We start from the raw sequence: 19577 nt of genomic DNA, 5'->3' as shown, positions 1-19577 counted from the left end.
CGGCCGCAGGGGCCGGGGGGTCTGTAGGGGCTATCCGAAGAGATAGCCGAACACGGCGTCCCCGACGCGCTGGTCGACGACGTCGGCGCCGTTCGCCTCCTCGCGGGCGAACTTGACGGCCTGCTGCAACTTCTCGACCCGGTCGAGGAGTTCGTTGACGCGCCGTGCGGGCAGGGCACCCGAGAACTTCACGGTGGTCCAGTACCCCACCGGAATGTCCTCGTAATACACCTCGACCTGAGCCGGGTGCTTCTCGGTGGCCTCGGCCTTCACGTGGTTGCGGGGCACCTTCTTGGTGCGCAGGGTCCGCACCGGCTCGGTCTTCCAGGCGTCGGTGGAGGGATCCTGCACCCACGACTCGGAGGCGTCGAGCACGGGCAGCTTCCGCACAAAAGTATTGAGATCGACGAGCTGCTTCTCCAGGAACAGCAGGTAGGCGACGGGCACGTCGGTGACCAGCACCCGCCCGTCCACCTTCACATCGGCCCTGGCCTCGCAGTTCGCCCAGTCCTTGGTGGCGGTCACGTCGAAGAGCCGCGTCAGCGTGGCCGAGGTCTCCCGCAGCACGTCCTCGGCCTTGACCTGAACCCGCGTGGACTCGGGCGGCAGTTGCTCGCCCTCCTCGTCCTTCGGCTGATACGTCCGCGAGATACCGGCCAGCAACGCGGGCTTCTGCAACCCGTGATGAGCCGACGTCAGGTCCTGATGCGCCTTGGACTTGATGCCCTTCTCGACCGCGATGATCTGATTGAGTTTCGCCACGTGAAGGACGGTAGCAGCGGCAACTGGCCTATTCCCAACCATTATTTCGGGCGGGCGGATACGGGCGGATACATCACCCGAAGCCGAATAGCAGCTCGTCCTCGGCAACGGCTCCGACCAACTCCCCGGATTCCGCGCGCAATCCGCCGAGGATGTCGTCGACGCCCCGCAAGCCGGCCCGCTCCAGCAGCCGTTTCTCGTTCGTCACCCATTCCCCGCGGGCGGCGAGAACGGCGTGACCGATCTGGAGGGCGGCCGTGGCGACGGCGCCGACGACCTCGGTGAGGCGGCCGTTCGGGGCGTGGTTGGCCTTCGCGTGGGCGAGGGTGGCCTTCGCGTGGGCGAGGGTGGCGCGGGCGACACCGCGCCAGTGTCCGGGGGCGGTGACACGCAGCCGCCCGGGGCAGCCCGCCGGGCGGACCAGGGTGCCGCTGAGCACGCGGTTGCCCGCCCGCTCGGCGACGACCAGGTAGCTGGGGATCCCGGCGAGATGGAACAGCAACGGCTCCCCCGGACCCGCCCCTCCTCCGCCTCGGCCGGCTCCCGCTCGACCACGTCGAGATCGCCCTCCCACCCGAGAGCACGGAGGGAGGAAGGCGGAATCGGTGAGGCCGGACACGGGGCTACGGCTCCTGCGAGCGTACGGGACTCAAGCGAGCAGGCGGGCCATCAACGCCGCGTACGCCTCGGCGGGCGTTCTTCCGCCGCCGACAGCGTCGGCGTTCTTGTCCCAGAAGCGCATACAGGGGACGTCCTCGTCGTCCCACCCGTCCGGCAGTTCGTCCGGCGGGCAGGGGAAGGCCAGCCAGTCGCCCGGCTCATAGGCCCCGCCGTAACGGGATTCGATGACGGTCACGGGGTGCAGCGGCGGGACGGGGGTCCGGCCGGGGCACAGCGCGGCGACGAAGGGTTCGTCGATCGGTATGTACGCCTCGGGCCAGTCGGCACCCACATACAGGAGCAGCGCTTCCAGGGGTGTCACATCGAGGTGCTCCACGACTCGTCTCGCGAGCCGTCCGGTCTCCGGTGCCTCGGACATCGTTCAGCACTTCCCCGGGTTCGCGTGGATCTTCGGTCGGTGAGGTAGTCGGGTTCGGGCGGAGCGCACAGCACAGCGCCCGCCGACGCCCTGAGCTCCCGGCGTCGTCAGCAGAGCCGCCCATCGTGTTTCGTCCGTTCCGCCGGACAAGACCTGGCGGAACGGACAGCGCATGCTACGGCAGCCGGCAGCGTGCCTGCTCGCGAGTGACGCGGGCCGCGTCGGCGTACCAGAGTCTGGCTCGCCGGCGCCTGCTCGACAGCCGGCCTTTGGCGTGAACTCGGCCTCAGTGACCGCAAGTTCGCCATCCGGCGGTTCGGCTTCGGGTCTTCTGCGGTCTGTGGATCTCCCTGGCCGACGATCCACCCGGCGATTTCGGTGCGTATCGGGCTGTCGGCCGCTCCGGCCGACTCAAGTCGCTCGGCGAGGACCACCAGGCCGGCGGCATCGTCCTTCCTGAACTGAGCGCTGCGCACCGATCGCCCGAGACTCTCGGTGGTGATCAGCCGCACGGTCCCGTCAAGCATCCGAGCTGCCTCCGCCGTCGACAAGGAACTCCGGGAGTGCGACGCCGGGACGAGAACCGGGAGACCGTCCACCAGGTAGTGTCACTTCTTGCAGACGACGAGGTACTCGAAGCGTTCGGTACCGGTGGAGGCTTCTTGCCCTGCGTCACGGGCGCTTCCCCCGGCTCATCCCCGAACGCGTCCTGCGATCCTTTCATGCATCAGCCTGGGGACCTTACGCGCGATTCGGGAGCAGGCAAACCGGTCTCGGTCACCCGCCCTGGGACAGCTGGTTCACGGCAAAGGCCATGTGCTGCAGGTGCCCCACTCTGATCCACGTCTCGGGATTACCCGACCCTTTGGCTCCTTCGCCCGCGGCGCACTCGTGCAGCCAGCGTTCGCCGTCGCCGTACTCGGCCCCGCGGAATCCCCGGTTGGGGTCGAGGTCATGGCGTCGCACCTCGTATGCGGAAGGCCTGCCGCGCTCCTCGTGAAAGCGCGGGAACGCTCCGGAGGTCAGTACCACCATCCGCCAGGGCAACAACGTGCCCAGCAGGTCAAGCGCCGCGATGGCGTCCTTGACCGTCTCGTCGCCGTCCATGACCGCACCCATGTCGAGGATGAGGTCGGTCCGGGAGGGCACCAGACAGAGGCGGGCGACCATGTTCTGCAACTCCGCCGAGCACCGCTCGTCCGGCGGCTCGTCGACCAGCAACCGTATGCCGAGCCCCCGGCCGCTCAGGAACGCCCATCGTCCCCGGTCACAGAGTGAGTGGGAATTCTTCGTAACGAAAGAGAGCAATTCCGGCCATCAGTGGATCCGAAAAGACAGGAATGGATTGAAAAGAAAGGAAACCGAGCCAGACCAGCGCCCACGGCACGCTCGTCCGGCACGGGCGGCCGAACCGTCAGCCGGCACCCCGCCCCGCGGCCGGAAATTCAGGTGCGCCCGCCCCGCGCGAGCGCGGATGATCGGTGGGTCGCCCGTCGTTCACTCCAGGAGCCCCAGTGATCCAGCGCGTCACCACCCCGGCTCTCTTTCCGCCGCCCGGGTACTCCCATGTCTCCGTCGTCGAGGCCGGTACGAAGCTCGCGTTCCTCGCCGGTTCCGTTCCGCTGGACGACGAAGGAAAGCTCGTCGGGGAGGGGGATCCGCCGCGGCAGGCCGAGCGGGTGATCGCGAACCTGCGGGAGCAACTCCGCTCGGTCGGCAGCGACTTGGAGCATGTGCTGGCGACCGACGTGTATGTCGTGAGCAGTGAGCCCGCGGTGCTGTCCAGCGTCTGGGAGGTCGTCGAGGCCTCCGGGCTCAGCGCCGGGCCGCACGCGTCGACGCTCATCGGCGTGGCCTGTCTGGGCTACACCGGGCAGCTGGTGGAGATCACGGCCACGGCCGTCGTGCCCGAAGGGGCGCAGGGATGAACGCCGGCGTCGTCCTGCGCCGAGCCGGTGGGCCGGACGCCGCCGAGGTCGCCGACGTCTGGCTGCGGTCGTTCGGCGCCGCCCTGCCCACCGTCGTCCGACCGCGCTCGGACGACGAGGTGCGTGCGTACATCCGGGACGTCGTGGTGCCGGAGCGGGAGACGTGGGTCGCGGAGGGCGGCGGCCGGGTCGTCGGGATGATGGTCCTCGCGGGGGATCTGCTGTCGCAGCTGTACCTGGCCCCCGAGTGGCGGGGCCGCGGCGTCGGCGACCGGTTCGTCGCCCTGGCCAAGGAGCGCTCCCCGCAAGGGCTCACGCTCTGGACCTTCCAGGTCAACAAGCCCGCCCACCGCTTCTACGAGCGGCACGGCTTCGTCGCCGTCGAGTACACGGACGGGAGCGGGAACGAGGAGCGGGAGCCGGATGTGCGGTACGTGTGGCGGCCCTGACCCGGCCGTCCCGCTACGGCCGACCCGCAACAGCCGACCCGCAACAGCCGGACCCTCAGGGCCGGCCCGGTGCGGCCCCCCACGCCCGTCGCTTCGCCAGCGGCTTCCGGTAGCTTCCCGCCCGGCTGGTCGTGAGTCCCAGCGTCACCAGCGATTCGGCCAGCTTCACCGCCGCGCCGACCCCGTCGACCACCGGAACCCCGAGCTTCTCCCCCACCACCCGCTGCAGCCCCGTCATCCCGGCGCAGCCGAGGACCAGGACCTCGGCGCCGGCGTCCCGGGCCCGCTCGGCCGCCGCGAGGAACGCGGCCTCCGTACGTCCGGGGTCACCGGCGAGGTCGAGGACGCCGAGTCCGGTGCCGGTGACGGCGACGCAGTTGCGGGCCACCCCGGCGGTCTCCAGGCTGTCCTCGATCTGCCCGCGCGACCGGTCCAGGGTGGTGACGACGCCGTAGCGGCGGCCCAGCAGACAGGCCAGGTGGGCCGCGGCCTCGGTGATGTCGACGACGGGCACGTCCACCAGCTCCCGCACGCCCTCGCGCCCGTGCTCGCCGAAACCGGCCATGACCACCGCGTCGTACGGCGGACCGGCGTACGTCCGCAGCGCGTCCAGGACCGCCGCAGCCGACAGGTAGCTGTCGAGCCAGCCCTCCGCCGACTCGGGTCCCCAGGCCGGGGTCAGCCCGGTCACGGCGGTGCCCGGGCCTGCGGCGGCCCGGGCACCTCGTACGATCTCCTCGGTCATCTCCTGCGTGGTGTTGCAGTTGGTGACGACGATCCGCACGTCCTTCAGACCTCCTCGGCCAGGGCGACGGGGGCGGGGGCGGGCGCGGGAGCGCGGTCACGGCGGCACAGCGTCAGGTAGAGACCCGCGCCCAGCGCCGTGCCGATGAACCAGGAGTACGGCGCCACGTCGCTGAACGTCTTCACCAGCGCGAGCACGGCCGCGACCGCCGCCGAGGGCAGGAACGCCCACAGGGCCTTGGGGTTGACGCCCTTGCGGTAGTGGTACGGGGAGCCGGGGGTCGCGTCGAAGAGTTCCCGGACGTCCACCCGGCCGCGCTTGACCCAGTAGTAGTCGACCATGATCACTCCGAACAGCGGGCCCAGGAACGCGCCGAGGCCGCCGAGGAAGTAGTTGACGACGGTGGGGTTGGAGAAGAGGTTCCAGGGGGTGACGACCAGCGCGGCGACGGTGCTGATCATGCCGCCGACCCGGAAGCTGATCTTCTGCGGCCAGACGTTGGCCAGGTCGTACGCCGGTGAGACGAAGTTGGCGACGATGTTGACGCCCATGGTGGCGACGGCGAAGGTCAGCGCCGCCACGACCAGGACCCAGGTGTTGCCGACCTTGGCGACCAGTTCGGCCGGGTCGGTGATGGCCTCGCCGAAGACCTCCAGGGAACCGGCCGTGACGATCACGGAGACGACCACGAACGCCGTGGAGTTGATCGGCAGGCCCCAGAAGTTGCCGCGGCGGACGGTGCGGTAGTCGGGCGCGAAGCGCGAGAAGTCGCAGAAGTTGAGCATCAGGGTGCCGTAGGTGGCGAGGATCAGGCCGATCGCGCCGAACCACTGCCGCCACTGCTCACCGGTGGAGACCGGGTGCGGGGTGGAGGTGAGCGAGATGGTCCAGTGGGCCTTGGCCAGGATCCAGACCGCGAGGGCGATCATGACCAGCCAGATCGCCGGGCCGCAGAAGTCCTGGAACCTGCGGATCGTCTCCATGCCCCGGCTGATGATCGCCGCCTGGATCAGCCAGAGCGAGACGAAGGAGATCCAGCCCAGCGTGTCCAGGCCCAGGAAGGAGCTCTCCGTCAGGGACTTCAGGCCCGGCCAGGCCGCCAGCAGCATCACGTTGACGGCGACGGAGGCCAGATAGGTCTGGATGCCGTACCACATGATGGCGATCACGGCCCTGATCAGCGCCGGGATGTTGGCGCCCCAGACGCCGAAGCTGATCCGGCTGACCACCGGGAACGGCACGCCGTGGCGCTGGCCGATCCGGCCCATCCAGTTCATGCCGATGTAGATGAGCACGAAGCCGGCGAGCAGGGAGGTGAAGACCTGCCAGACGTTCATGCCGAGGACCAGCAGGCCGGCGGCGAAGGTGTAGTTGCCGAGGTTGTGGACGTCGGACATCCACATGGCGAAGAGGTCGAAGACCTTCCAGTTCCGCTGCTCGGCGGGGGCGAGGTCTTCGTTGGTGAGCCGGGGGTCGGGGACGAACACGGTTGCGCCGGTGGCTTCGGCGCGGTCGGCGAGGGACACGGGGCCTCCAGGGAACCAACCGGTGTACCAGCTTTTGGTATACCAAACTGCGGTCATGGTGCTCCCGTCAAGCGTTCCGACCGATGTCCGTCCCGTTACGGCTCCGTAAAAGCGCCCCGGGTCGGCGAAAATGACCTCATGGGCTCCCCCACCACGAAGATCGAACCCCTGGGCGCGGTGCGCGAGCGCGTCCTCGCGACCCTGCGGCAGGACATCATCGCGGGGCGCCTCGGCCCCGGTGACCGGCTGGTGGAGCGGGAGCTCGCCGAGCGGTTCGGGGTCTCCCGGGTACCGGTCCGGGAGGCGATCCGGGCCCTGGTCGCCGAGGGCTTCGTCCTCTTCGAGTCGGCCCGCCGTACGGTCGTCCGCCGGCTGACCCCGACCGATGTCAAGGAACTCTTCGAGCTGCGCGAGGCGTTGGAGGTGTACGCGGCCGGGCTGGCGGCGGCGCGGGCGACCCCGGAGGCGCTGGCCGAGCTGCGGGAGCTGCTCGACCGGGCGGCCACGGCGACCGAGGCGGGCGACGCCGAGACCATCACCGACATCAACACCCGTTTCCACGACCGGATCCTGGCGCTGGCCGGCAACAGCCTGCTCATCTCGGTCATGGAACCGGTCGACGGCAGGCTGCGCTGGCTGACCCGGCGGAACGAGGAGTGGCCCCAGCTCCTCACCGAACACCGCGAGTTGTACGACGCGATCGCCTCCGGCGACCCGGACCGCGCCCGCGCCCGCGCGCTCGGCCACGTCCAGGCCAACTACCGGTCGACGGTGCGGCACCTGTTCGGCGAGGACACCGGCGCCTAGCCGCCCGACCGGTTCCCGCAGGAAGCTCTTGGGGTTCTCCTCGCCGACGAGGATCGCAACGGATCCGGATGGACCGGACGAATCGGATAGGCCGGATGGACCGGATGGACGCGATGGACCGGACGGGGAGGACATGACCATGGTGAGCAGACGGGGGCTGTTGGGCAGAGCCGCCCTGGTGGGGACGGGCGCGGTGGCCGGCATGGCGGTGGGTGCGGGAACTGCCGCCGCCGACGAGCCGCTGGACACACCGTTCACCCCGGTCGCCGTGCCGCATCTGGCCGAGGCCGAGCAGTTGGTGCGGTACCAGCGGCTGCTGGCGGCCGGGTATCTGCCGACGGGTCTGGCCGGGCACTGGCCGCTGGACGGCTCCGGCGCCGACCGCTCCGGCCTCGGGCACCCGGTCGCCGCGGGCCCTGGAGCGAGCTGGACCAGTCTGCGGGCGGGCGGCGAACTGAGCTTCGACGGCACCTCCGGGGCCTACGCCGCCACCGCGTCCGTCCTGGACACCACGGCCCCGTTCACGGTCACGGCCTGGGTCAGGCTGGCCGGCGACGCCGTGCTCACCACCATGTACGCGGCCGTGAGCCAGGACGGCGGCAGCGCCAGCCGCTTCCTGCTCCAGTACGACGACGCGGCCGGGACCTGGGCGTTCAAGGTACGCAGCGAGGACCAGAGCACCAAGGTCTCGGCGCTCGCGGCCACGCCGGTCACGAAGACGGGCGTCTGGACCCATCTGGCAGGCGTCTGGGACGGCGCCCGCGTCCGGCTCTACGTCAACGGCGTCCTGGAGGGCAGTGCCGACACCACCCTGTCGTGGGCCTCGCACCAGGGCTTCAGCATCGGCCGGGCCCGCTGGGACGGCGGTTACGTGAACCGCTTCAAGGGCGCGATCGACGATGTCCGCGCCTACGGCCATGCCCTTGACGCCGATGAGATCGCCCTGGTCAGCGGGCGGACGGCACGCGCCAACAACGTCTATCTGATGGACACCTCGGCGACCGTGACCTGGGGCCGCCCGGACGACCTCGCCGGCTGGGTGGCCCGGGCCCGCTGCTCGTCCTTCGTCACGGCGCTGCTCAGGCACACCTACGGCTGGGCCACCGACGCCTACTTCCTCCAGTACTTCCAGGAGAAGGGCCCGGAGGCCGCCGACTACTGCTCGGCGTTCCGCAACGGCACCGCCGGCCCGCGCTTCCGCCGCATCCGCAAGGTCACCGAGCTGCTGCCGGGCGACCTGATCGCCGTCGACTACAACGGGCAGGACGCGGAGAACACCGGGCACATCGTCATGGTGCGAGAGGTCAAGGGCGTCTTCAGCGGGGTCGCCGACTTCGCCGGCGAGACCCAGTACGCCGTCGAGATCGTCGACTGCACCTCCGACCCGCACGGCGTCCACGGCCTCAGCAACTACCCGCGATACCCGGACACCCGCATGGTCAGCGACGTGGACGGCGAGAACTTCCAGGGCGTCGGCATCGGTCACATGATGTTCTACGCCTCCGACGCCACCGGCGCGTTCTCCCGGTACCGCTGGAGCGTCAACTCCTCCGCGTCCACCGGCACCCACACGGTGGACGACCGCCCGGTGGCGGCGGCCCGGATCGTCTGAGCCCCGCCCCTCACCCCAGTCCGGCTGCCTCCGCCGCCGTCCGCAGCACGTCGCGGAGCATCTCGGGGGTGAGGCGGCCCGTGAAGGTGTTCCGCTGGCTGACATGGAAGCAGCCGAAGAGCTCCAGGCCGCCGAGGCCGACCCGGGTGCCGTGGGCGAACGCCGGGCGGGGCCGGGGCACGGTCCAGCCCGCCGCCGCGAAGGCCGGCAGCGCGGCCTGCCAGCCGAAGGCGCCGAGCACGACGGCGGCCCGCAGCGTCGGCCGCAGCAGCGTCAGCTCCTCGACCAGCCAGGAGCGGCAGGTGTCGCGCTCCTCGGGGGTCGGCTTGTTGGCGGGCGGGGCGCAGTGCACGGGCGCGGTGACACGCACGCCGTACAGCTCCAGGCCGTCGTCGGCGCTCACCGACGTCGGCTGCGAGGCGAGCCCGACGTCGTACAGCGCCTGGTACAGCACGTCGCCGGAACGGTCACCGGTGAACATCCGGCCGGTGCGGTTGCCGCCGTGCGCGGCCGGGGCGAGGCCGATGATCAGCAGCCGGGCGTCGGCGGGCCCGAAGCCGGGAACGGGCCGGCCCCAGTACGTCCAGTCGGCGAACGCCGCGCGCTTGGTACGTGCCACGTCCTCCCGCCACGCGACCAGGCGGGGGCAGGCACGGCAGACAATGACGCGCTGGTCGAGGTGGGCGAGCTCGGCGCGCGGGGTGCGCGGGGTGCGGTTCACGTTTCAACGGTAGGGCCGATCCGCCGAGGCGGGGTGCGCGGTTGTGGGCGTCGGTCAAACGGTTCCGTCGGGGTCGGCTCGGGGGGCTATGGTCGGGGCATGGCTTCTGAGGATGCGGACGACGGCAGGGAGCTCGCGGGCGGAGGGTCCGGGGCACCCGCCTCAGCCGGGCCCGGCGAGGGAACCGAGGCCCCCGCCACCCCGGCTCCCGACCCCGCCGCGATCGCCGCGGCCGTCGCCGCCGCCGAGGCCGCGGGGCCGGCTCCCGGCGAGAACGTGCGGATCGACAGCTGGATCTGGGCCGTCCGCCTGATCAAGACCCGCTCCATGGGAGCCACCGCCTGCAAGGGCGGGCACGTCCAGGTGAACGGCGAGCGGGTCAAGCCCTCCCACTCCGTGCGCGTCGGCGATGAGGTGCGGGTACGCAACGAGGGGTGGGAGCGGGTCGTCATCGTGAAACGGCTGATCCGCAAACGGGTCGGCGCTCCGGTGGCCGCCGTGTGCTACATCGACAACTCCCCGCCGCCCCCGCCCCGCGAGGCCTTCTCCCCCATCGGCATCCGCGACCGCGGCACCGGCCGCCCCACCAAGCGCGACCGCCGCGAACTGGAACGACTGCGCGGCTTCGGCGGCATGGGCGGGGGCGGCACAAGCAGGGGCGGCACGGGTACGGGCGGGATGGGCTCGACAAGGCCTCACTAAACCGTGGGCACCGCCCTCACCCATATCCCGTCCTCGGTCAGATACTCGGCCACCTCCAGTCCCGCCTCCGCGAGCGCCTGCTCGAACTGTTCCTCGGTGAGCGGCCGGGCCAGGAAGGTCTGGGTCCAGGTGGCGTCCGGGAACTCGTACTCCGCGCGCACCGAGTTCACCCCGTCCCCGACCGGCTCGGCCGACACGATCCGGACGGTGTAGCCACTGGGGTCGACCCTCTCCCTCGGCACCTTCGTGTGGTAGTCCGCGCCCTCCCGCTGGATGAGCACGCTGCCGCCGTCCGCCACGTGCGCCGCGCAGGTGCGCAGCATGTCCCGACGCTCCTCCGCATCCCCGGTGTTCACCAGGAACGACGCGAGCATCACCACGTCGAACTTCTCGCCCAGGTCGAGCCCTTCGATGGTGCTGCGTATCGTGCGCGCCCCGCGGACGCGCTCCAGCATATCCGCCGACTCGTCCACCGCCGTGACCGTGAAGCCCCGCTCCAGGAGCGGGTGCGTCATGCGCCCCACACCGCAGCCCAGCTCCAGAATGTGGGCGCCGGCCGGGACCGCCGCCTCGATGATGTCCGGCTCGTCCCCGGCGGCCAGGCGCGCGTAGAGCTCGACCGCGCAGCCGTCCGGGGTGATCGCTCCGGGTCCCGTTCCCTCGTGTCCCTCACGCATTTCAACCGTCATGCCCGAACAACGGCCCGTCGCCGCGCCGCCGTTCCCGCACCGGGACGGTTCACTCGTTCGAGCAGTTCGAAGGTCCAGCGGGAACTTTTCTGCCGCCGGGCGCAGTTGACGACCTCACTGGTCCCACGGGAACCATCCGTGACCGACGTACCAGTGGCCGCCCGCCCGCAGATGGTCGCCGACCGCCCGCTCCACCGACGTCCGCCGGGGCAGGTCCCGGACCGGCAGGTCCGGGTCGCCGAAGACGAAGGCGACCGGTGTGGTGTCGGCCGGCTCCTGATCCACCCACCCGGGCCGGAACCGCTCCTGGAAGCGGACGATGTTGGAGCCCGCCGGGAGGAGCCGGCACAGCTGCGGATCGAGCAGCCAGGAATGGCAGGTCGCGACCGCGTGGGGTTCCTCGGGGAAGTGCCGGGCGAAGAACTCCCGGGCACGGTCCACGGAACGGTCGCAGGCGACCGGGGTGAGCGGCCCGAGGAAGTCGGGGATGTGCAGGTCCAGGGAGGGCTCGCCGCCGGTCACGTCGGTTCCGGCCGCCTTGATCGCCTGCGCCGTGCGGTCACCGAGCCGCGTCCGCTCGTACTGCAGGCGTCCCAGCTGGTAGAGGCGGCCGCAGAAGTGGCGGGTGAGCCAGTGCGCCTGGCGCGCTCCCAGCCCTCCGGCGCCGAATCGTCTGCGGTGCAGTGCCATGCCGCGGCCCAGGTCGGCGAGTGTGTGGCGGGAGACGTCGTCGGGAATGCCGCGTGCCCGGTGCACCGCGCGGGCGTGCGGCACCGCCGCGAGGAAGACGTACACGAGGAAGTACTCGCCCAGCGCCGCCGGAGCCTGGGCGGCCCGGTCGACGAGCCCGGCCGGGTCGTCCACCTCCCGCACCACACCGGTCACGTCCTCGGCGCCCTCTTCCAGCAGCCGCCGGAGCCCTGGGTCGGCGGTCACGGTCCGCCGCAGCGCCACCAGATCGTTGATGTCCTCGTGCGGCACGGCGAGGTCGAGGAGCAGGTCGGGCAGGTCATCGGCGTCCGGCAGCACGGCTGGGTCCCCCTTGGTGAACGTCCGGTCGAGGAGTACGTTGCAGACAGGAACGGTGATCCGGGATGCGTACAGGCAGTGAACCGGCGACCGCCCGCAGTGCGCTGCGGGCGCGGTTGTGGCTGAGCGTGTGGGGACTGGCCTGGTCCATCTTCGGCACGGCGGCGTTCGTGCTGGTCGGGCGTCCCGGCTGGGCGGCGGCCTGCGGGGTGCTGTGGCTGGTGGCCACCGTGGACATGACCATGATCCTCAGGCACATGCGGCAGGGCCCGCACTATCAGCCGGGCCGCGACGTGCCGCCGTACCGGCCCGCGGACACCCGCCCGCCGCCGTTCCGGCGCCCGCCGCAGCACCGTCATCCGTGAGGCAGCGTCCGGCCACGCATCCGCGAAGGAGCATCCGGTCACGCGCCGCCGGCTCACGCACCGCTGTCGAAGCGGGCCGCCTTCAGGTACTCCGGGTTCGGGTCCAGGGCGGCCGCCAGCCGGAAGTGGCGTATCGCGAGGTCGGTACGGCCTTGGCGCTCGTAGGTGCGGGCGAGCGCGAAGTGGGCGAACGCGTTGTCCGGTTCGCGCTCCAGGACGATGGTGAACTCCAGCTCGGCGGGGCGCAGTTGGGCGGCGGCGAAGAAGGCACGCGCGCGCAGCAGCCGGGCGGCGGTGTTCTCGGGGTGTGCGGCGATCACTCCGTCGAGCAGCTTCACCGCACCCCGCGGGTCCCGTGCGTTGAGCAGGTGCTCGGCGGCACGGAAGTCGATGACATGCGTCTCCGGAGTACGTCCGGTCGAACCGCTGGTCTCGGGCACGGCAAAGTCCTTCCCTCACTCGAGCGGTTCAACGCCCGGACGGGTGTCCGCTATTTCGAAGACGCGTTCCGCTCGTTCGAACCGGATGCCTGCGCCCGGCGCACGAGGTCGGTCCAGACCTCCCCGACGCGCCGCTGAAGGGCGTCCAGGGGGACGTCGTTGTCGATCACGATGTCCGCGATCTCCAGGCGCTTCTCGCGCGTCGCCTGCGCGGCCATGCGCGCGCGGGCGTCCTCCTCCGTCATCCCCCGCAGCCGTGTCAGCCGGTCCAGCTGGGTCTCGGTGGCGGCGTCCACGACGACCACGACGTCGTAGAGCGGCGCGAGGCCGTTCTCCGCGAGGAGCGGGACGTCGTGGACCACGACGGCGTCGCCGGCGGCCGAGCTCTCCAGTTCGCGGGAGCGGGATCCGACCAGGGGGTGCACGATCGAGTTCAGTACGGCGAGCTTCTCGGGGTCGGCGAAGACGATCGAGCCCAGCTTCGGCCGGTCCAGGCTGCCGTCGGCGGCCAGCACCTCCGGTCCGAAGGCCTCGGTCACGGCCGCCAGACCGGGGGTCCCGGGCGCGACGACCTCACGCGCGATGCGGTCCGCGTCGATCAGCACCGCGCCGCGCCCGACGAGCAGCCGGGACACCTCGCTCTTGCCGGCGCCGATCCCGCCGGTGAGGCCAACTTTCAGCATGCCCCGAAGCTTAGGCCCTGCCACCGACACCGGCTGTGACGGGGCCCGCACGCACGCGACCCGCCCGGCGAAGGCTCGCGCCCGCCAAAGGCTCGCCGCCCGCACGAGGCTCGCCGCCCGCACGAGGCTTGCTGCCCGCACGGGGCTCACCGCCCGGCCGGTGCGGATCGCCCAGTCGGTGCGGGGCGCCCGGCCCGTGAGGTCGCCCGACCGGTGCGGGTCGCGTGCGGGAGCCTCAGTTGTCGCCCTCGCGCTCCGCGAGGAAGCGCTCGAACTCCAGGCCGATCTCGTCCGCCGATGGGATCTCCACCGGCTCGGCGAGCATGTTGCCCCGGGTCTCGGCGCCCGCGGCCGCGTCGTACTGGTGCTCGAGCCCCTGCACCAGGGCGGTGAGCTCCTCGTCGCCCTCCTGGATCTGGCTGTCGATCTCCGTCTGCGTGCGGTGCGCGTCCGTGCGCAGGGCGTGCGCGATACCGGGAAGCACCAGTCCGGTGGCGCCCGTGACGGCCTCCAGGACGGTCAGGGCGGCGTCCGGGTAGGGCGAGCGGGCGATGTAGTGCGGCACGTGCGCGGCGACGCCCAGGACGTCGTGGCCGGACTCCATGAGGCGGAACTCGAGCAGGGACTCGGCGCTGCCGGGCACCTGGGCCTCGTCGAAGGGGCTGCGGTGGCCCGGGACGAGGTCGGTGCGGTTGCCGTGCGGGGTGAGGCCCACGGGGCGGGTGTGCGGGACGCCCATGGGGATGCCGTGGAAGTTCACGGACAGGCGGACGCCCAGCCGCTCCACGATCTGCCGGACGGCCGCGGCGAAGCGCTCCCACTCGACGTCCGGCTCGGGGCCGGACAGCAGCAGGAACGGCGCGCCGGTGGCGTCCTGGACCAGCCGGACCTCGATGCTGGGCTCCTCGTACTCGGTCCAGCGGTCCCGCTTGAAGGTCAGCAGCGGGCGGCGCGCCCGGTAGTCCACGAGCCGGTCGTGGTCGAAGCGGGCGACGACTTGGTGGGGCAGCGAGTCGAGGAGCCGGTCGACGATCTGGTCGCCGGTCTCACCCGCGTCGATGTATCCGTCGAAGTGGTAGAGCATGACAAGACCGGCCGACTCCTGGGCCAGCGCCATGTCGACGACTGCCAGCCCCTTCGGCTCCCATGCGTACAAACCCTGCGGATCAAGCACTGTGACCGCTCCTCCTCGTGTTCGTACGGGTCAACGCGGCACTTCCCACAGGCATTCCCGCCGGTGCCCCGAACAGGCGCCTCTCACCGCCTTCTCATGCCGGGAGAGGGTGCACGCGCGCGTGCGTGCGTCCGCACCGGACGCGGGCACGCGCGCGTGCCGGGGTCAGGCCGCCATCACGCGCGCGTGGAGCGCCGTCACCGCCTTGCGCGCCGAGCTGAACGCGCCGTGCTGCCAGGCGTCCGTGTAGCTGAGCCAGTCGCCGGCGAACCAGACCCGGCCGGTGGGGTCGTTCAGGGGCTTGTAGCGCGCGTCGTCGGGGCCGCCGGGGGTGTCGTGCCAGGCGGCCTCCAGGTGGGGTGTCTGGCGCCAGTGGTGGGAGAAGGAGGAGGCAAGTTCGGTGCGGTATTTGTCGCCGTAGATCTTCACGCCGGCGGCGACCGCGCGCCGTTCGCGCTGGGCCGGGGTGAGCTTGGCGTAGGAGTCGGCGTCGTCGTCGTAGTTGTAGTAGCCGATGAGGACCCCCCGTTCGCCGTGGAAGCCGTACGAGGGGTGCCAGATGTGGGTGACGTCCTGGTCGGTCTCGGTGATGCCGCCGTAGATGTTGTGGTCCAGTTCCCACCAGCGGGAGCGGTACTCGAGGCCGATCTTGGCTGCGGACGACGGTGTGATGGCCTCCAGGGCGGTCTGCACCCCGGAGCCGAGGTTGTGCGGCACCTTGGCGAGGATGTTGGGCGGCATGGCGGCCACGCAGTAGTCGGCCTCCACGACCTTGGTACGGCCGCTCTGGGTGTACGTCACGGTGACGCCGTGCCCGGTGTCGGTGATCTTGGAGACGGCGGCTCCGGTACGGATGCGCCCGGCGCCGATCGCCCGGGTGAGCGCCTTCGGTATCTGGTCCATGCCGCCGACCGGCTGGAACATCAGCATCGCCTGGTCGAAGCCGAACTCGAAGGAGAAGTAGCGTCCGACACCGCTCGCGAGCACCGCGGAGGCGGTCGGGACGTCGCCGAGGAGCACACCGGGGGTGCCCGCGGCGGCCGGTACGGTCGTGTATCCGCGCCGCTCACCGCCCTCGTACGTCAGCGTGTCGCCGAGTTCGCCCCAGTCCTTGAGGAACTCGACGAGCCGCTCCTGGTCGGTGGCCGTCAACTCCTTGTCCAGCGCCCCCTTGTCGGTCGCTTTGGCGAGCAGCTCCGAGACATAGCCGTATACGTCGGCCTTGGCGGTGCGGTACCGCTCCGGCTTCGTCATGCCGGCGGACTCGTTGTAGATGTAGGCGTCGGCGTTGACGTTCGTGAACACCTGGATGGGAACGCCGAGTTCACGGCAGTAGTCGAGGGTGATCATCCACTGCGGGATCCGTGCCGGTCCCGCGTTCATGTAGTGGCCGTCGGCGAACCGCGCGGTCTGCGTGTTGCCGTAGAGGTCGGTGGTGGAGTCGCCGCCGCGCACGGTGAAGTTGCGTCCACCGGTGCGGTCCCTGGCCTCCAGGATCGTACAGTCGTAGCCGGCCTTGCCCAGTTCGTAGGCGGTCGCGAGGCCGGCGATGCCGCCGCCGAGTACGACGACCTTGGCCGCGGCGCGCCCGGTGAGGGTGAAGTCGCTCGCGCTGAGCGCCCGGAAGGGCTGTTCACGCTGGGCGGCCTGGGCGGTGGGGGCGAGCCCGAGGGCTCCCATGGTGGCGAACATGGCGCCGGCGCCGCCGGTGAGACCGACGTTCCTCAGAAACGACCGCCGACTCGTCCCCGACCCGTAGTGAGGCTGTGTCATGACGCGACTCCCCTTCCGATCTTGAACGAAGACCGGGGAAGCGTCCCAGCGCCGCGTTACGGCCCGGCGGCTATTCGTGTATCCCACACGTTTCGACGGCCGACCACGCCAACTCCCCACAGGGGCACGACAGTCGGCGACACGAACTCCCCAGGAGCGCGACTCCCCCAGGGGCGCGACTCCCCCCAGGGGCGCGGGGAACTGCGCGACCAGCCCCCACCGGGCCGCCGGCCGACGAACAACCGGGCAACCGGGCAACCGGGCAACCGGGCAACCGGGCAACACCAAGGGGCCGCACCTCGAAAGGTACGGCCCCTCAGTTATCGGCTAAGCCCAGTGGCTAGCGTTCAGCTCTGGCCACCCGCGAGCTTCTCGCGAAGCGCGGCCAGCGCCTCGTCCGAGGCCAGCGCGCCGGAGGTGTCGGCACCCTCGGAGGAGTACGAACCGCCACCCGCGGCCGGAGCCGCACCGGCGGCGTCGCCACCCTCGGCAGCGGCAGCGGCGTCGGCCTCGCGGCTCTTGATGACCTGCTGCTGGTGCTGCTCGAAGCGCTGCTGCGCCTCGGCGTACTGGTGCTCCCACGCCTCCCGCTGGGTCTCGTAGCCCTCGAGCCAGTCGTTGGTCTCGGGGTCGAAGCCCTCGGGGTAGATGTAGTTGCCCTGGTCGTCGTAGGACGCGGCCATGCCGTACAGGGTCGGGTCGAACTCGACCGAGGCCGGGTCGGCACCGAAGGACTCGTTGGCCTGCTTCAGCGAGAGGCTGATGCGGCGGCGCTCGAGGTCGATGTCGATGACCTTGACGAAGATCTCGTCGTTGACCTGGACGACCTGCTCCGGGATCTCCACGTGGCGCTCGGCCAGCTCGGAGATGTGGACCAGACCCTCGATGCCCTCGTCCACGCGGACGAACGCACCGAACGGAACCAGCTTGGTGACCTTACCCGGGACGACCTGACCGATCTGGTGGGTCCGGGCGAACTGCTGCCACGGGTCTTCCTGGGTCGCCTTCAGCGACAGGGAGACACGCTCGCGGTCCATGTCGACGTCGAGGACCTCGACGGTGACCTCCTGGCCGACCTCGACAACCTCGGACGGGTGGTCGATGTGCTTCCAGGACAGCTCGGAGACGTGGACCAGACCGTCGACGCCACCCAGGTCCACGAAGGCACCGAAGTTGACGATCGAGGAGACCACACCGGAGCGGACCTGACCCTTCTGGAGGGTCGTGAGGAACGTCTGGCGGACCTCGGACTGGGTCTGCTCCAGCCAGGCACGGCGGGACAGGACCACGTTGTTGCGGTTCTTGTCCAGCTCGATGATCTTCGCCTCGAGCTCCTTGCCCACGTAGGGCTGGAGGTCGCGGACGCGGCGCATCTCGACCAGGGAGGCCGGGAGGAAGCCGCGGAGGCCGATGTCGAGGATGAGACCACCCTTGACGACCTCGATGACGGTACCGGTGACGATGCCGTCCTCTTCCTTGATCTTCTCGATGGTGCCCCAGGCACGCTCGTACTGGGCGCGCTTCTTCGAGAGGATCAGGCGGCCTTCCTTGTCCTCCTTCTGGAGGACGAGGGCCTCGATCTCGTCACCGACGGCGACGACCTCGTTGGGGTCGACGTCGTGCTTGATCGAGAGCTCGCGGCTCGGGATGACACCTTCGGTCTTGTAACCGATGTCGAGCAGGACCTCGTCCCGGTCGACCTTCACGATGACGCCGTCGACGATGTCGCCGTCGTTGAAGTACTTGATCGTCTCGTCGATCGCGGCGAGGAAGGCTTCCTCGTTACCGATGTCGTTGACCGCTACCTGCGGGGTGGTGGCGGTGGTCTCGGTGCTGCTCGTCATGTGAGAAAGGGCTCCGGTACGGACATTGAAGTCGTAGGTACTGCTTACGCCGGGAGCCTGTTTCGCTCTGAAGAAGCCGGACAGCCTGGGAAGCGCCACCCGAAACACCGGTGACGCCTCGACAACCGAGGGGACATACAACAGATGCGAGCGCAGCCTGCTACGTCTGAGGTGCGCAGGCCCGCAGCGCAACTTGTAGCATACGGGGGCAGCCGGGCAGGGTCAATGCGCGAAGGCGCACACCCGGGGCGGATCGCCGCATACCCGGCACAAGAAACGTCCCACCAGGCCACGCACGCCTGAGGGACCCCCTCCGTGACACACCCGCTGACGGGTTGCACGGAAGAGTACGACGAGGGAGCCGATCATCCAAGAGCCCGATTCGTTCGACCTCGCGGACGCCGGTGCGACCACCGGCGCCGAGGCCGAACCGGAAGCCACCCGGCGTGCCGCCGGGATCGCGGAGAGCAGCCGGGCCAACCGGGGCTGGTGGGACCGCAACGCCGACGAGTACCAGGTCGAGCACGGCACGTTCCTCGGCGACGACCGTTTCGTGTGGGGCCCCGAGGGCCTCGACGAGGTGGAGGCGGAGCTGCTCGGCCCGCCGGAGGAGCTGAAGGGCAAGGCCGTCCTGGAGATCGGCGCCGGCGCGGCCCAGTGCTCGCGCTGGCTGGCCGCCCAGGGAGCCCGCCCGGTCGCCCTGGACCTCTCGCACCGCCAGCTCCAGCACGCGCTGCGCATCGGCGGATCGTTTCCCCTGGTCTGCGCGGACGCGGGCGCGCTCCCCTTCGCGGACGCCTCCTTCGACCTGGTGTGCTCGGCGTACGGCGCGCTGCCCTTCGTCGCCGATCCGCGGCTGGTGCTGCGCGAGGCGCGGCGGGTGCTGCGGCCGGGCGGGCGGTTCGTCTTCTCGGTGACGCACCCGATCCGCTGGGCGTTCCCCGACGAGCCCGGCCCCGAAGGGCTCTCGGTCTCCGCCTCCTACTTCGACCGGACGCCGTACGTCGAGCAGGACGAGGACGGACACGCGGTGTACGTGGAGCACCACCGGACGCTCGGCGACCGGGTCCGGGACATCGCCGCCTCGGGCTTCCGGCTCGTCGACCTGGTGGAGCCGGAGTGGCCGGCCTGGAACACGTCCGAGTGGGGCGGCTGGTCCCCGCTGCGGGGCAATCTCATCCCCGGGACGGCGATCTTCGTGTGCGAGCGAGACTGAGCGTCTTGCGAGCACGCCTGAGCGCCTGAGCGCCTGAGCGCCTGAGCGCCTGAGCGCCTGAAGGAAACGCACG

20 protein-coding genes and 1 pseudogene are annotated in these 19577 nt (G+C 70.7%); 7 read left to right on the top strand and 14 right to left on the bottom strand.

The features are described from left to right. Positions 1-30: 30 nt before the first annotated feature. The 4 genes and pseudogenes from ACFWPQ_RS05800 to ACFWPQ_RS05785 form a co-directional block, all read right to left on the bottom strand. Positions 31-762 carry a hypothetical protein gene (locus ACFWPQ_RS05800; RefSeq protein ID WP_089100973.1) on the bottom strand — a complete coding sequence of 244 codons (732 nt, stop codon included), beginning with the start codon at positions 760-762 and terminating at the stop codon, positions 31-33. 73 nt (positions 763-835) lie between these two features. Next, positions 836-1359, bottom strand: a pseudogene (locus ACFWPQ_RS05795) (nucleotidyltransferase domain-containing protein); the annotation flags it as partial. 52 nt (positions 1360-1411) lie between these two features. Beyond that, entirely contained in the window at positions 1412-1801 is a 390-nt protein-coding gene (locus ACFWPQ_RS05790; protein WP_384030314.1) for a hypothetical protein, read from the bottom strand. A gap of 777 nt (positions 1802-2578) precedes the next feature. Further along, positions 2579-3109 (bottom strand): hypothetical protein, encoded by a 531-nt coding sequence (locus ACFWPQ_RS05785; protein ID WP_384030312.1) that lies wholly within the window; start codon positions 3107-3109, stop codon positions 2579-2581. Between the two features lie 206 nt (positions 3110-3315). Between ACFWPQ_RS05785 and ACFWPQ_RS05780 the strand changes: the two genes are divergently transcribed. Both ACFWPQ_RS05780 and ACFWPQ_RS05775 read left to right on the top strand, forming a co-directional pair. Next, complete coding sequence (locus tag ACFWPQ_RS05780) at positions 3316-3729, top strand: RidA family protein (protein ID WP_384030310.1); 414 nt, start codon at positions 3316-3318, stop codon at positions 3727-3729. Next, the gene (locus ACFWPQ_RS05775) at positions 3726-4178 is read left to right on the top strand and encodes a GNAT family N-acetyltransferase (protein WP_384030308.1); all 453 of its coding nucleotides are present in this window, start codon (positions 3726-3728) and stop codon (positions 4176-4178) included. Before ACFWPQ_RS05780 ends, ACFWPQ_RS05775 begins: the two co-directional genes overlap by 4 nt. A 55-nt stretch (positions 4179-4233) precedes the next feature. On the opposite strand, the gene ACFWPQ_RS05770 is transcribed toward ACFWPQ_RS05775, so the two are convergent. Further along, positions 4234-4962, bottom strand: a complete 729-nt coding sequence (locus ACFWPQ_RS05770; RefSeq protein ID WP_384030306.1) for an aspartate/glutamate racemase family protein — start codon at positions 4960-4962, stop codon at positions 4234-4236. A 5-nt stretch (positions 4963-4967) separates the two neighbouring features. Then, a complete protein-coding gene (locus tag ACFWPQ_RS05765; protein ID WP_384030304.1) occupies positions 4968-6449 on the bottom strand; it encodes an NCS1 family nucleobase:cation symporter-1 in 1482 nt (493 codons plus the stop codon). Positions 6450-6587: 138 nt separating this feature from the next. On the opposite strand from ACFWPQ_RS05765, the gene ACFWPQ_RS05760 reads away from it, so the two are divergent. After that, positions 6588-7256, top strand: coding sequence for a GntR family transcriptional regulator (locus ACFWPQ_RS05760; protein WP_089100978.1), 669 nt, complete (start codon positions 6588-6590; stop codon positions 7254-7256). A 139-nt stretch (positions 7257-7395) separates the two neighbouring features. Continuing rightward, the gene (locus ACFWPQ_RS05755; protein ID WP_384030301.1) at positions 7396-8868 is read left to right on the top strand and encodes a LamG domain-containing protein; all 1473 of its coding nucleotides are present in this window, start codon (positions 7396-7398) and stop codon (positions 8866-8868) included. A 10-nt stretch (positions 8869-8878) separates the two neighbouring features. Here ACFWPQ_RS05755 and ACFWPQ_RS05750 read toward each other — a convergent pair whose 3' ends face one another. Then, positions 8879-9589: a uracil-DNA glycosylase gene (locus tag ACFWPQ_RS05750; RefSeq protein ID WP_384030299.1), complete on the bottom strand. Its 711-nt coding sequence runs from the start codon at positions 9587-9589 to the stop codon at positions 8879-8881. A 99-nt stretch (positions 9590-9688) separates the two neighbouring features. On the opposite strand from ACFWPQ_RS05750, the gene ACFWPQ_RS05745 reads away from it, so the two are divergent. After that, positions 9689-10291 (top strand): RNA-binding S4 domain-containing protein, encoded by a 603-nt coding sequence (locus ACFWPQ_RS05745; RefSeq protein WP_384030297.1) that lies wholly within the window; start codon positions 9689-9691, stop codon positions 10289-10291. Here ACFWPQ_RS05745 and ACFWPQ_RS05740 read toward each other — a convergent pair. Together ACFWPQ_RS05740 and ACFWPQ_RS05735 are read right to left on the bottom strand one after the other, a co-directional pair. After that, complete coding sequence (locus tag ACFWPQ_RS05740) at positions 10288-10968, bottom strand: class I SAM-dependent methyltransferase (RefSeq protein WP_384030295.1); 681 nt, start codon at positions 10966-10968, stop codon at positions 10288-10290. The two genes, ACFWPQ_RS05745 and ACFWPQ_RS05740, sit on opposite strands and share 4 nt — an antisense overlap. Positions 10969-11094: 126 nt before the next feature. Continuing rightward, on the bottom strand, positions 11095-12009 hold the full coding sequence (locus ACFWPQ_RS05735) for an acyltransferase domain-containing protein (RefSeq protein ID WP_384030293.1): 915 nt from the start codon (positions 12007-12009) through the stop codon (positions 11095-11097). Positions 12010-12074: 65 nt separating this feature from the next. On the opposite strand from ACFWPQ_RS05735, the gene ACFWPQ_RS05730 reads away from it, so the two are divergent. Further along, positions 12075-12374 carry a DUF6343 family protein gene (locus ACFWPQ_RS05730; protein ID WP_384030291.1) on the top strand — a complete coding sequence of 100 codons (300 nt, stop codon included), beginning with the start codon at positions 12075-12077 and terminating at the stop codon, positions 12372-12374. Positions 12375-12427: 53 nt separating this feature from the next. Here ACFWPQ_RS05730 and ACFWPQ_RS05725 read toward each other — a convergent pair whose 3' ends face one another. The 5 genes from ACFWPQ_RS05725 to rpsA form a co-directional block, all read right to left on the bottom strand. Next, positions 12428-12814, bottom strand: a complete 387-nt coding sequence (locus ACFWPQ_RS05725; protein ID WP_384030289.1) for a tetratricopeptide repeat protein — start codon at positions 12812-12814, stop codon at positions 12428-12430. A 50-nt stretch (positions 12815-12864) separates the two neighbouring features. Next, entirely contained in the window at positions 12865-13497 is a 633-nt protein-coding gene (gene coaE, locus ACFWPQ_RS05720) for a dephospho-CoA kinase (RefSeq protein WP_384030287.1), read from the bottom strand. Positions 13498-13732: 235 nt separating this feature from the next. Beyond that, complete coding sequence (locus ACFWPQ_RS05715; protein WP_361283865.1) at positions 13733-14671, bottom strand: PAC2 family protein; 939 nt, start codon at positions 14669-14671, stop codon at positions 13733-13735. A 165-nt stretch (positions 14672-14836) separates the two neighbouring features. Further along, positions 14837-16363, bottom strand: a complete 1527-nt coding sequence (locus ACFWPQ_RS05710; protein ID WP_384030734.1) for a flavin monoamine oxidase family protein — start codon at positions 16361-16363, stop codon at positions 14837-14839. Between the two features lie 428 nt (positions 16364-16791). Next, complete coding sequence (gene rpsA / locus ACFWPQ_RS05705; RefSeq protein ID WP_351705100.1) at positions 16792-18288, bottom strand: 30S ribosomal protein S1; 1497 nt, start codon at positions 18286-18288, stop codon at positions 16792-16794. Between the two features lie 367 nt (positions 18289-18655). On the opposite strand from rpsA, the gene ACFWPQ_RS05700 reads away from it, so the two are divergent. Beyond that, positions 18656-19504 carry a class I SAM-dependent methyltransferase gene (locus ACFWPQ_RS05700; RefSeq protein ID WP_384030731.1) on the top strand — a complete coding sequence of 283 codons (849 nt, stop codon included), beginning with the start codon at positions 18656-18658 and terminating at the stop codon, positions 19502-19504. Positions 19505-19577: the final 73 nt, after the last annotated feature.

Source organism: Streptomyces sp. NPDC058464 (genome assembly GCF_042721035.1).
Classification (GTDB): domain Bacteria; phylum Actinomycetota; class Actinomycetes; order Streptomycetales; family Streptomycetaceae; genus Streptomyces.
The sequence above is the reverse complement of the archived record's forward strand: the minus strand, read 5'-3'. Positions and strand labels throughout refer to the sequence as shown.

Bases quoted from the DNA above. Each gene is read 5' to 3' on its own strand.
- ACFWPQ_RS05730 (WP_384030291.1), top strand. From the start codon at position 12,075: ATGCGTACAGGCAGTGAACCGGCGACCGCCCGCAGTGCGCTGCGGGCG.
- ACFWPQ_RS05745 (WP_384030297.1), top strand. From the start codon at position 9,689: ATGGCTTCTGAGGATGCGGACGACGGCAGGGAGCTCGCGGGCGGAGGG.
- ACFWPQ_RS05760 (WP_089100978.1), top strand. From the start codon at position 6,588: ATGGGCTCCCCCACCACGAAGATCGAACCCCTGGGCGCGGTGCGCGAG.
- rpsA (WP_351705100.1), bottom strand. From the start codon at position 18,288: ATGACGAGCAGCACCGAGACCACCGCCACCACCCCGCAGGTAGCGGTC.
- ACFWPQ_RS05775 (WP_384030308.1), top strand. From the start codon at position 3,726: ATGAACGCCGGCGTCGTCCTGCGCCGAGCCGGTGGGCCGGACGCCGCC.
- coaE (WP_384030287.1), bottom strand. From the start codon at position 13,497: ATGCTGAAAGTTGGCCTCACCGGCGGGATCGGCGCCGGCAAGAGCGAG.
- ACFWPQ_RS05790 (WP_384030314.1), bottom strand. From the start codon at position 1,801: ATGTCCGAGGCACCGGAGACCGGACGGCTCGCGAGACGAGTCGTGGAG.
- ACFWPQ_RS05710 (WP_384030734.1), bottom strand. From the start codon at position 16,363: ATGTTCGCCACCATGGGAGCCCTCGGGCTCGCCCCCACCGCCCAGGCC.
- ACFWPQ_RS05740 (WP_384030295.1), bottom strand. From the start codon at position 10,968: ATGCGTGAGGGACACGAGGGAACGGGACCCGGAGCGATCACCCCGGAC.
- ACFWPQ_RS05755 (WP_384030301.1), top strand. From the start codon at position 7,396: ATGGTGAGCAGACGGGGGCTGTTGGGCAGAGCCGCCCTGGTGGGGACG.